Origin of the sequence: Rhodococcus rhodochrous, from assembly GCF_900187265.1 — a bacterium.
In the GTDB taxonomy this organism is placed as follows: domain Bacteria; phylum Actinomycetota; class Actinomycetes; order Mycobacteriales; family Mycobacteriaceae; genus Rhodococcus; species Rhodococcus rhodochrous.
Genome location: NZ_LT906450.1, coordinates 3574337 through 3586104 on the forward strand (window position 1 = coordinate 3574337; position 11768 = coordinate 3586104).

General features: G+C 67.4%; 10 protein-coding genes. 1 reads left to right on the plus strand and 9 read right to left on the minus strand.

What is annotated here, in order from left to right:
* Nucleotides 1–63: 63 nt before the first annotated feature.
* The 6 genes from CKW34_RS16415 to CKW34_RS16440 form a co-directional block, all read right to left on the minus strand.
* Entirely contained in the window at nt 64–1299 is a 1236-nt protein-coding gene (locus CKW34_RS16415; RefSeq protein WP_059382247.1) for a fatty acid desaturase family protein, read from the minus strand.
* Between the two features lie 63 nt (nt 1300–1362).
* On the minus strand, nt 1363–2649 hold the full coding sequence (locus CKW34_RS16420) for a fatty acid desaturase family protein (RefSeq protein ID WP_059382248.1): 1287 nt from the start codon (nt 2647–2649) through the stop codon (nt 1363–1365).
* Between the two features lie 31 nt (nt 2650–2680).
* On the minus strand, nt 2681–3811 hold the full coding sequence (locus CKW34_RS16425; protein WP_059382249.1) for a ferredoxin reductase: 1131 nt from the start codon (nt 3809–3811) through the stop codon (nt 2681–2683).
* Between the two features lie 110 nt (nt 3812–3921).
* Nucleotides 3922–4398 carry a DUF6912 family protein gene (locus CKW34_RS16430; RefSeq protein WP_183079261.1) on the minus strand — a complete coding sequence of 159 codons (477 nt, stop codon included), beginning with the start codon at nt 4396–4398 and terminating at the stop codon, nt 3922–3924.
* A gap of 36 nt (nt 4399–4434) precedes the next feature.
* Nucleotides 4435–5844, minus strand: a complete 1410-nt coding sequence (locus CKW34_RS16435; protein WP_026061398.1) for a WS/DGAT/MGAT family O-acyltransferase — start codon at nt 5842–5844, stop codon at nt 4435–4437.
* Entirely contained in the window at nt 5841–6329 is a 489-nt protein-coding gene (locus tag CKW34_RS16440) for an HAD-IA family hydrolase (protein ID WP_059382387.1), read from the minus strand. The genes CKW34_RS16435 and CKW34_RS16440 overlap by 4 nt, the downstream gene beginning before the upstream one ends.
* A gap of 201 nt (nt 6330–6530) precedes the next feature.
* Between CKW34_RS16440 and CKW34_RS16445 the strand changes: the two genes are divergently transcribed.
* Nucleotides 6531–7082 carry an Rv3235 family protein gene (locus tag CKW34_RS16445; RefSeq protein WP_059382250.1) on the plus strand — a complete coding sequence of 184 codons (552 nt, stop codon included), beginning with the start codon at nt 6531–6533 and terminating at the stop codon, nt 7080–7082.
* Nucleotides 7083–7217: 135 nt separating this feature from the next.
* Here the strand turns inward: CKW34_RS16445 and secA are convergent, their stop codons facing one another.
* From secA to CKW34_RS16460, 3 genes are all read right to left on the minus strand, one after another.
* Complete coding sequence (secA, locus tag CKW34_RS16450) at nt 7218–10016, minus strand: preprotein translocase subunit SecA (protein WP_059382388.1); 2799 nt, start codon at nt 10014–10016, stop codon at nt 7218–7220.
* A gap of 184 nt (nt 10017–10200) precedes the next feature.
* Nucleotides 10201–10869 (minus strand): ribosome hibernation-promoting factor, HPF/YfiA family, encoded by a 669-nt coding sequence (hpf, locus tag CKW34_RS16455; protein ID WP_059382251.1) that lies wholly within the window; start codon nt 10867–10869, stop codon nt 10201–10203.
* A 235-nt stretch (nt 10870–11104) separates the two neighbouring features.
* Nucleotides 11105–11749 carry a ComF family protein gene (locus CKW34_RS16460; RefSeq protein WP_059382252.1) on the minus strand — a complete coding sequence of 215 codons (645 nt, stop codon included), beginning with the start codon at nt 11747–11749 and terminating at the stop codon, nt 11105–11107.
* Nucleotides 11750–11768 lie beyond the last annotated feature (19 nt).

Below are 11768 nucleotides of genomic sequence, written 5' to 3' on the forward strand. Positions count from 1 at the left end.
CCGGTTGAACGCACGAACCCCGGCACCTGTGGGTGCCGGGGTTCGTGCTCGTTCTCGTGACCGTCAGCGCATGCCGAGCGCGCGGCGGATGAATCCGCGCTTGCGGGTCTTCTCGATGGTGGTGGCCAGACCCACGCGGCGGCCGGTGGCCGGATCGATCTCCGGCGCTCCGCCGAAGCCCCGCTCGGAGGCGGTCTCCGGGGCGGCGTCGCGGTCGTCCTTGAGGTACTTGTCGGGCAGCGACAGCTTCGCGATGGTGCGCCACGACTTCCAGTACTGCACCGCGAGCGGGCCGGTGGTGTACGGCAGGTCGTACTTCTCGCACAGCTCACGCACGCGCACCGCGATCTCCGCGTACCGGTTGGACGGCAGGTCGGGGTAGATGTGGTGCTCGATCTGGTAGCTCAGGTTGCCGGTCATGAAGTCCATGACCTTGCCGCCGGAGATGTTCGCGGAGCCGAGCATCTGACGCAGGTACCACTGGGCACGCGTCTCGGTCTCGATGTCCTGCTTCGTGAACTTCTCCGCACCGTCCGGGAAGTGACCGCAGAAGATCACCGCGTTGGTCCAGATGTTGCGCACGAAGTTGGCCGTGGCGTTGGCCTTCATCGTGGACTTCCACGACTTGCCGGTGAGCGCCGGGTAGATCACGTAGTCCTTGAGGTGCTGCTTGCCGAGCTTGGCGAGCACCTCCTTGCCGCGTGCCTTGGTGAGCTCGCGGTCGTCGCGTCCCTGGATGACCTTGCCGAGCTCGAGCAGCTGGATGGCGATGCCGTACTGGAACAGTGCCGCGAGGATCGCGTTGTACGCGACGTTGCCGAGGTAGAACGGCTTCCACCGCTGGTCGCGGGTGACCCGCAGCAGACCGTATCCGACATCGTCGTCCATCCCGAGGATGTTGGTGTACTTGTGATGCAGGTAGTTGTGGGTGATCTTCCAGTGCGCCGACGGGTCGACGTTGTCCCACTCCCAGTTGGCCGAGTGCACCTCGGGGTCGTTCATCCAGTCCCACTGCCCGTGCATCACGTTGTGCCCGAGCTCCATGTTCTCGATGATCTTCGACAGGGAGAGCATGCCTGTGCCCAGCAGCCACAGCGGACGCTTGTTCGAGCCGAGCAGCACGAGGCGCCCGCCGATCTCGAGGCCGCGCTGCAGCCGGATCGTGTTGCGGACGTATCGAGCGTCGCGCTCACCGCGGGACTCCTCGATATCGCGCCGGATGGCGTCGAGTTCGCGGCCGATGGCCTCGACGTCCGCCTCCGTCAGGTGCGCGTACTCCTTGACATCCGATATCGCCATGGGAGCTACTCTACCGTAGGTTACGGGCCCGTAGGTTAGCCGGATTGAGGGCTGTGGCGCGAATCACACGGTGGCGGAAGGTTCCCGGTGACTCGATTCACCACGGCGACGACGACGCTCTGCTACCGCATGCTCGGCGTGGACCCGCAGCGCCGTGAGCAGACCCCGGCGACGTCCGGTGGACGCCTCGGTGACCACCACGGGCGCGTCCGGACGCCACCTGTCGAACTTGCGCTCGGAGGAGGTCTCGGGGGCATCGTCGGCCGTCGCCTTGAGGAACCGGTCGGGCAACGCGAGCTTGTGGATCGTGCGCAGGGCGAGCCAGTACTGCCGGGCGAGCGAGCCGGTCGTGTACGGCAGGTCGTACTTGCCGCACAGCGCCCGCACACGGGCGGCGATCTCCGGGTAGCGGTTGCTCGGGAGGTCCGGGAACAGGTGATGCTCGATCTGGTAACTGAGATTCCCGGTGAGGAAATCCATCGCACGCCCACCGGAAATGTTTGCGCTGCCGAGCAACTGGCGCAGATACCACTCCCCGCGCGTCTCGTTCTCGTAGTGCTCGGTCGTGAACTTCTCTGCGCCGTCGGGGAAGTGGCCGCAGAAGATCACGAGATACGCCCAGATGTTGCGGATCACGTTCGCGGTGAGGTTCGCGGTCAACGTGCTGCGCCAGGCCGGGCCGGTGAGCGCCGGGAAGAACACCAGGTCCTTGACGACCTGCCGGCCGGCCTTCGCCGCGAATTCCTTGTTGGGCCCCGAATTCCACTGCGTGGGCGGGACGCCCTCGAGTTCCTTCTTCGCCGAGAGGTCGTGCAGCGCGATCCCCCACTCGAAGGTCAGCGCGAGGACGATGTTCGCGATGGGCTGCGCGAGATTGCGCGGACGCCACTTCTCGTCGCGCGTCATCCGCAGGATGCCGAATCCCACGTCCTCGTCCATGCCCACGATGTTCGTGTAGGTGTGGTGCGCGTAGTTGTGGGCGCGCTTCCAGTGCTCGGACGGACCGGTCTGATCCCATTCCCACGAGGTCGAATGGATCTCGGGGTCGTTCATCCAGTCCCACTGCCCGTGCATCACGTTGTGCCCGAGTTCCATGTTCTCGATGATCTTCGCGAGCGACAGCGCAGCGGTACCGATGATCCAGCGCGACCGTCGACGCGAACCGAACAGCGCGCAGCGTCCGACCACCTCCAGCACACGCTGCGCACGGATGACGGAATGGATGTAGCGGGCGTCCCGCGGGCCGCGCGAATTCTCCACATCCCGTCGAATCGCGTCGAATTCGTTTGCAAGAGCAACGATGTCGTCTTCGGTCAGATGAGAGAACGCGCGGATATCGGTGATGGCCAAGCGGGATCCTTCGGAGGTTTGCTGTCGGTGTCTACACGTCCAGTGTGCAGTCGCCGGCAGCGGCGGAGATGCAGGTCTGGACGCGTTCGCCCTCTGCGTGCTCCTTGCCGGATCGCAGATCGACGACGTGCCCCTTCTCGAGCGGCACAACACAAGTCTGACAGATTCCCATGCGACAACCGAAGGGCATCAGCGCACCGACGCTCTCACCGGCCTCGAGAATCGTCGTGGCGCCGTCCACGGTGACGGTCTTGCCGGACTTCGCGAACGTGATCGTTCCGCCCGACCCCGAGGTGTCGGCGCGGCTGACGGCGAAGCGCTCGAGGTGGACCTGATCCTCGATGCCCTCCGCGACCCAGTGCGCGGTGATGTCGTCGAGCATCTGCTGGGGACCGCACGCCCAGGTCTGACGCTCGCGCCAGTCGGGGCACACCTCGTCGAGCTCCGAGAGCGCGAACTTGCCCTTCTCACGGGTGTGACGCACGTGCACGCGGAACCGATCGTGGGTGGCGTCGAAACGCTCGAGCTCGGACCGGAACATCACGTTCTCGGCCGTCGGCGCGGAGTGGATGTGCACGACGTCGGGCAGGTCGAGTTCGCGCTCGACCGCACGCCGGTCGAGCGTCCGCAGCATCGACATGATCGGCGTGATGCCACTGCCGGCCGTGAGGAAGAGGATCTTCGCCGGCGGCGGGTCGGGCAGGACGAAATCGCCCTTCGGGGCGGCAAGGCGCACGACGGTGCCCTCGGGGACCCCGCCGACGAGGTGGCTGGACAGGAAGCCCTCGGGCATCGCCTTCACGGCGATGGAGATGACCTTGTCATCCCAGGTGGGCGAGGAGGTCAGCGAGTAGGAGCGCCAGTGCCAGCGACCGTCGATGTGCAGACCGATGCCGATGTACTGGCCGGGTGCGTATCCGAAGTCGAAGCCCCAGCCGGGACGGATGACGATCGTCGCGGAATCGGGGGTCTCCTGGCGCACCGAGACGATGCGCCCGCGCAGTTCACGGGCGGACCACAGCGGGTTGACCAGATGCAGGTAGTCGTCGGGGAGCAGAGGGGTGGTCAGCCGGGCCACCGCGCCACGCAGGACGTTGGAGAGCGACTTCTCCCCTGGCGCGACGTGTGCCGCAGGCTTCTCGATCCATTCCTTCAGGCCCATCCGACCGTTTCTCCTCACTCCGGTTACGGCTCCGTAGGTTATCAGAGGTTACGGAAGCGTAGGTTGAGCGAGAGACGGTCGTCACACCGATGACGTGGCGATATGCGAGGTCAGAGCAGTTCGAGCAGGAAGGGCAGTTCCTGGGCCGCGTACCACGCCAGTTCGTGGTCCTCCGCGTCGCCGAGGACGAACTCGGCCTCCTCGTCGCCCAGTTCGGCCGCATCGACGATCTCGCGTGCCCGCGCGACGTCGGCCTCCGCCTCCTGCAGGTCGATGTGCACCGACGCGACCGCACGCATCGTGATCGGCCCGGCGAGCTTGACGACCGCATCGTCGAGATCCGGTCGCGGCTTCACCTCGTCGACGTCGGCCGCGATCACCACCCGACGGGACGCGAAGGACGGATGATCGTTCGGCTCCTCCGATCCGAGCAACCGCAGCGACGCGCGTGCCGCCTCGGCCATCGCGACCTCGGCGAGCTCCTCGTCGTCGCCCGCCGTGTAAGCCTCGCGCAGAGCGGGGGTCACCGCGAAGGCCGTCCGGCCCACCGCGTCGACCTCACCGTCGGCGACGAGGCCCTGCAACATCGCGAGCGTTGCCGGTACATAGACACGCGTCACTTCTCACCTGCCGGCATCCGTCAACTCCTCGAGAGATTCCTGGATCAGCGTCGCTGCCACGTCCACATCGGGCATCGCATCACGATCCGCATTCAAACCGTAGTAGATCTTGCCGTCGTAGGACGTCAACGCGATGCTCAGGGCCTGATTCTTCAGCAGCGGCGAGACCGGGAAGATCTCGAGCAGCCGGGCTCCGGTGAGGTAGAGCGGGTGCTGCGGACCGGGCGCATTGGTGATCATGAGGTTGAACATCCGCTGCGAGAAACCCATCGCGACCCGGGCTCCCACCGCGTGCATCGTCGCCGGGGCGAAGCCCGACAAGCGGACCATCGTCTGCGCCGCCACCCGCCGCCGCTGCCGCGAGTAGGCCTCGCCCGCATGCGCGATGTGCGACAACCGGACCACCGCGTTCGGCTCCCCCACCGGCAGATCCAGCAGGAAGGACGACACCTCGCCCTGCGGGTGCACCTGGATCGTGTCGTTGTCGCCGCAGTCGTCCGGATCCTGGGTGTACACCGACATCGGGACCATCGCCCGCACCACCGTCGCCTCGGTGACCGGCTCCCCGCGGGAGAGCAGCCAGTACCGCAACGCGCCGGCGAGGACCGCAAGCACCACGTCGTTGATCGTGCAGCCGTAGCGGGAGTGGATCTTGCGGTAGGGCTCCAGATCGGAGCGCACCACGGAGAACCGACGGCTCCTCGAGATCTGCGTGTTCAGCGGAGTCTCGGGCGCCGACTGCGCTGCCGTGCGGGCGATCCGGCCGACGGCGTCGACGGTCTCGGTGAGGGTCGCCGTGAGATCGCCCACGGCCGATCGCACGGCGGCGATCCCCTCCCCCGGGCGCGCGACGAGTTCGGCGAGCGCTCCGACGAGCAGAGCGGACTCCGACGGTTCGCGTTCGGGCATCCACAATTCCTCGGGGACCTCACGCGGCACCGGCTCCTTGTCGAAGAGCACCTGGACGATGTCGAGGGCCTCCTCGCCGTCGACGAGCGCCGAATGCGACTTCGTGAACAGCGCCACCCGATCGTTCGCGAGCCCCTCGACGAGATACATCTCCCAGAGCGGTCGCGTGCGGTCGAGCGGTCGCGAGACCAGACGCGCGACGAGGTCGTGCAGCTGTTCGTCGGAGCCGGGTTTCGGCAGCGCGGAGCGCCGCACGTGGTAGGTGATGTCGAAATCGCGGTCGTCGACCCACACGGGTCGCGAGAGCCCGAATGCGACCTCCCGCACCTTCTTCCGGTAACGGGGCACCTCGGGCAGTCGCTGCTCGACCAACCGCAGCACGCTCTCGTAGTCGAGACCGCCCTCGGGGGGTTCGAGGATCGCGAGCGACCCGACGTGCATCGGCGTGTTGCTCGTCTCCAGGTAGTAGTACGACGCGTCCTGCGCCGTCATCCGGCTCGTCATCGACCCCGTTCCCCCTCCTGACCCGAACCTCCCGAGCGTCGCCACCACGACTCGGCACCGTCCGTGGCTCCGCTCCCGATCTCCTCGGGATCGAGATCGAAGAGTACGGCCAGTTCGCCCGGCGCGTCGTGTGAACCATCATGGTGTACGCCGACCATCCCCGCAGCGGCGGCGCCTCGCACGTTGCCGACCGAATCGTCGACGAAGACGCACTCGCCGGGTTCGAGGTCCAGCAGCCGGGCGACCAGCAGGTAGCTCTCGGGGTCGGGTTTGGCGACACGTGCGTCACCCGAGAGCACCACGCGGTCGACGAACGGGCCCTCGAGATCGCGCAGCCACTGCGCGCCGGGCCCACCGGGATCGTTGCTCAGCAGGGCGGTCCGCACCCCACGCGCGCGCAGGACCGTCACGGCCGCGCCGAAGGTATCGGGATCGCTTCCCGGCCCGACCAGGACGCCACCGACATCGAGTACGAGTCCTCGCATCACGACACCACCGTAGGTCCCGGACGTCCTGCTCGCGCAGCGCATCCCGCGCGCGTCGGACCGGGACCGTCGCCCGGCGATGTGGCATCATGTGCGCGGTTCGTCCTCTCCCGAACCGCTTCGCCGTCACGGCGTCAGCCGTGCCGATGCAACCGTCACGGTGTCGGCCGTGCCGATCCGTCATGCCTTTCGGGAGAGCTCATGTCGCATCACACCGGGCGCTACGTGCGCCGCCTCACCAACCTCGAACCTCCGGTCGAGGAGGCCTGTCATCGTCCCCGCAGCCACCTCGCGCGCCGGCCCACGCCGCACGACGGACGCTCGGGGCGCGCACCGCTCCGCCGCGACGGAACCGAACGTCCGACCACCGCCCCCGGCACCGAAGATCCGACCACGCGGCCGGGCGACCGGCCCGCGATCGTCCTCGATCCGGGTGTCGTGCGGGTCGCGGAGACGGCGGTGCGACTGGTTCTCGAAGTGGTCGACGGCCGCCGTCCCGCCGTGCAGTCCACGACGGTCCTCGACCCGCGTCTCGTCGCCACGATCACTGCGGCCCGGCCTCCTCGCGCAGGACGCAGCACTGCGGTGCTGCTGCGGACGCGGGTACGTCCCGTCGACGCCGACACCGTGGAGGTGTTCGGCAGCTACGGTCGCGGGGACCGGGTGTTCGCCTACGCCGGCCGGATGGTGCACAAGCGCCCCCGCCCTCGTGCTCCGCACCGCTGGACGATCACGACCCTGTGGCTCGGGTGAGCCACAGGGTCGTGGGGCGATCGTGAGTCTTCGACTCAGCACTCCATGTGAGTCTTCGACTCAGCACACCACGTGAGTCTTCGACTCAGCACACCACGTGAGTCTTCGACTCAGCACTCCATGTGAGTCTTCGACTCAGCGCCGCCGGTTGGTCTTCGCGTCGCGCCTGGCCGCGGCACGACGCTCCTTGCGGGTGCCGGCCTGACGGGGCGCGGAGCCCGCGTCGGCACCGGCGGTCGTGCGCGCGACATGGGCGCGGCCGTCCTCGTCGGGACCGCTGTAGGTCAGGCGTCGCTCGGTCTCGTCGAGACCCTTGGCCCGCAGCGCCGTCGGTGCGGGCTCGGCCTGCGCCGGTTGTGCCGGACGGGCGGGCTGTTGTGCCGGTCGGGCCGGAGCCGCCTTGGCGAGGCTCGGGGCCGCCTGTGCAGCGGCCGCCGCGGAGGCCGGCGTGACGGCCACACCCGCGGACTGCTGCTGCTGCGCGGCCTCGACCTGGAGGTTGAACAGGAATCCGACCGATTCCTCCTTCAGACCCTCGAGCATCGCGGTGAACATGTCGAAGCCCTCGCGCTGGTACTCGACGAGCGGATCGCGCTGCGCCATGGCGCGCAGGCCGATGCCCTCCTTGAGGTAGTCCATCTCGTAGAGGTGCTCGCGCCACTTGCGGTCGAGGACCGACAGCAGCACGCGACGCTCGAGTTCGCGCATCGCATTCTCACCGGCGATGGCCTCGAGTTCGGCCTCGCGACGGGCGTAGGCGGCGCGGGCATCCTCGAGAAGAACCTCGAGCAGGCCGTCGCGGTCGAGGTCCTCGTTCTCGGCGACGAGCGTCTTGTAGTCGACACCCACCGGGTAGAGGGTCTTGAGCGCCGTCCACAACTGCTCGAGATCCCAGTCCTCGACGTAACCCTCGGCGGTGGCACCGTCGACGTACGCGGTGATCACGTCGGTGAGCATGTGCTGCACCTGACCCTCGAGGTCCTCGCCGCGCAGGATCCGGCGGCGCTCCTCGTAGATGACGGTGCGCTGCTGGTTCATCACCTCGTCGTACTTGAGGACGTTCTTGCGGATCTCGAAGTTCTGCTGCTCGACCTGCGTCTGCGCGCTCTTGATGGCCTTGGAGACCATCTTCGCCTCGATCGGCACGTCGTCGGGCAGGTTCAGCCGCGTCATGATCGACTCGAGCGCCGCACCGTTGAAGCGTCGCATCAACTCGTCGCCGAGCGAGAGGTAGAACCGCGACTCGCCCGGGTCGCCCTGACGACCGGAACGACCACGGAGCTGGTTGTCGATACGACGCGACTCGTGCCGTTCGGTGCCGAGCACGTACAGGCCACCGGCCGCACGCACCTTCTCGGCGTCGGCCTTCGACTCGGCCTTGATCCGCTCGAGGATCTCGTCCCAGGCCGCCTCGTACTCGTCCGGCGTGTTGACCGGGTCGAGGCCGCGCTTGCGCAGCTCGATGTCGGCGAGGATGTCGGGGTTGCCGCCGAGCACGACGTCGGTACCGCGACCGGCCATGTTCGTCGCGACCGTCACCGCGCCGGACCGGCCGGCCTGCGCGATGATCTGCGCTTCCTGCTCGTGGAACTTCGCGTTGAGCACGCTGTGCGGAACACCGCGCTTGGTGAACTGCCGGGACAAGTATTCCGAGCGCTCGACACTCGTCGTACCGATGAGGACCGGCTGGCCCTTCTCGTGACGCTCGACGACGTCGTCGACGACGGCCGCGAACTTCGCTTCCTCGGTCTTGTAGATCAGGTCGCCCTGGTCGACGCGCACCATCGGGCGGTTGGTCGGGATCGGGATGACACCCAGGCTGTAGATCTGGTGGAGCTCGGCGGCCTCGGTCTCGGCCGTACCGGTCATGCCCGACAGCTTGTCGTACAGGCGGAAGTAGTTCTGCAGCGTGATCGTGGCGAGCGTCTGGTTCTCGGCCTTGATCTCGACGCCTTCCTTGGCCTCGATCGCCTGGTGCATGCCCTCGTTGTAGCGCCGGCCCGACAGGACGCGGCCGGTGAACTCGTCGACGATGACGACCTCGCCGTTGCGGACGATATAGTCCTTGTCCTTGGCGTAGAGCTCCTTGGCCTTGATGGCGTTGTTGAGGTAGCTCACCAGCGGCGAGTTGGCCGCTTCGTACAGGTTGTCGATGCCGAGCTGGTCCTCGACGAACTCGACGCCGGCCTCGTGCACACCGACGGTCCGCTTGCGGATGTCGATCTCGTAGTGGACCTCGGGCTTGAGCAGCTTGGCGATGCGCGCGAACTCGGAGTACCACTTGCTCGACGCGTCGGCGGGACCCGAGATGATCAGCGGCGTCCGGGCCTCGTCGATGAGGATCGAGTCGACCTCGTCGACGATCGCGAAGTTGTGGCCGCGCTGAACGAGGTCGTCGAGCGAGTGCGTCATGTTGTCGCGCAGGTAGTCGAAGCCGAACTCGTTGTTGGTGCCGTAGGTGATGTCGGCGGAGTAGGCCGCGCGGCGCTGGGCCGGGGTCATGCCGGACAGGATCACGTCGGTCTCGAGCCCGAGGAAACGGTGCACACGGCCCATCCACTCGGCGTCGCGCTTGGCGAGGTAGTCGTTGACCGTGACGACGTGGACGCCGTCGCCGGAGATCGCGTTGAGGTAGGCCGGCAGCACACAGGTGAGGGTCTTGCCCTCACCGGTCTTCATCTCGGCGATGTTGCCGAAGTGCAGCGCCGCGCCACCCATGATCTGGACGAGATAGTGCTTCTGGCCGAGCACACGGAAGGACGCCTCCCGGGCGGTCGCGAAGGCTTCCGGAAGCAGATCGTCGAGCGTCTCGCCGTCCTGGTAGCGACTCCGGAACTCGTCCGTCTTGGCCCGGAGCTCGGCATCGGTCAGGGCCTCGAAGTCCGGGGAGAGGGAATCGACATGCTCGGCGATGTGCTTGAGCCGCTTGACCATGCGACCTTCACCGATCCGGAGCAGCTTCGTCAGCGACAGCACTGGTGTGTTCGTCCTCAATCTCGGGTACCTGCACGGACAAGAAATCCGGCCGAGGCCTTGTCGGACCCCGGCCGGATTCCATGGTAGGCGCTGCGCGGGAGTGACCGCGATGGCGAGGTGCCTTCGGTCACTCCCGGCAGTGTCACACGAGCCTGATCAGACCGTAGTCGAAGGCGTGTCGCCGGTAGACCACGGACGGCTTGTCCGTCTCCTTGTCGTGGAACAGGTAGAAGTCGTGACCGACGAGTTCCATCTCGTAGAGGGCGTCGTCGACGGTCATCGGCTGAGCGTTGTGTTCCTTCGTCCGGACGATGCGACCGGGACCGTCCTGGGGTTCCTTCTCGCTGTCGCCGAGCGACAGGTCGGGCGAGATCGCGAGCTCGTCGTCCTGGGCGAGGGCCGCGGTGGCTTCCGCCACGGACACGGGCGTCTTCTCACCGTAGGAGACCTTGCGGCGCTCCTTCGTCCGGCGCAGACGCGATTCGAGCTTGCTGACCACAGACTCGAAGGCAGCGTAGAAGCTGTCGGCACTCGCCTCGGCGCGTACGACCGGTCCCTTTCCGCGGGCAGTGATCTCGACCCGCTGACAACTCTTCTTCTGACGCCTGTTGCGTTCGTGTTGCAACTCGACGTCGAAGATGAAGATCGTCGGATCGAAACGTTCGAGCCGAGCGAGTTTCTCGGAGACGTAGATCCGGAAATGATCGGGGACCTCGACGTTGCGTCCTTTCACGACAACGTCGGCACGGGGGCCTTCCGTGGCGGCATCGGCCTCTGCAACGGAACCTCTGGACTTCGAAGGGGTCGTCACGCGTACCTCCCGAGTTACGGCCGGCGCAGCCCGCGCACCGGCATGATGTATGAGCGCGAGAGCGCGCTCGCCCGGAATCGGAAGAACAGGCGTTTCCACCCGTCTACCTTGTTGTTTCCGGGTCTGATGGCGACGGTAGTACGTAACGCGGAGGTGTGCCACCGTTCCCGCGCGATTTCACGTCGCGTCGCCTTCGGGTCACCCGGCGGAGTACTTTCCGGGCCCGCCCGTGGGCTCACGCATGGGCCGTCACGAGCACTCCGAGAGGGTCGAATCCGGCGCGCCGGAGTGCCCGCACCGACTCGCGCGCGGTGGTTCCGGTGGTGAGCACATCGTCGACGACGAGAACCGGGATCGTGCGCGGCAGCCCGTCGGCGCGCACCCGGACACGGCCGGCGAGGTTGCGCTGCCGGTCGGCTGCCGAGAGCCCCACCGAGTCGCGCACTCCGCCCGCCACATTCAGGATCGGGCGGACGTGGAGGCGACGGTCGTGGGTCGCGGCGGCCCGGGCGGCACGCGTGACGGGATCACCTCCGCGTGCCCGCGCCGCACGCGCCCGGGTGGGAGCGGGCGCCACGATCACGGGGCCCTCGGGCAGCTCGCTCCATCGGCGCAACCGCGCGATCGCGACGGCCCATGCGAGCCCGAGCGGCTCGGCGAGATCCCGGCGGCCACGCTCCTTCGCCACGATCACCGCGCGGCGCCTGGGACCGGTGTACGGGCCCAGACTCCACACCGGAACCCCGGGGTCGACGCGCGGCGCGACGGCCACGGGATGGTCGGAGAGCTCGCGTGCACATGCCCGGCACCAGCTCGTGCCGGGAGCGGCGCAGCCACCGCACCGGGCGGGCAGGACGAGATCGAGAAGGGCCGTGAGCACACCGGGAGTGTGCCCGAAG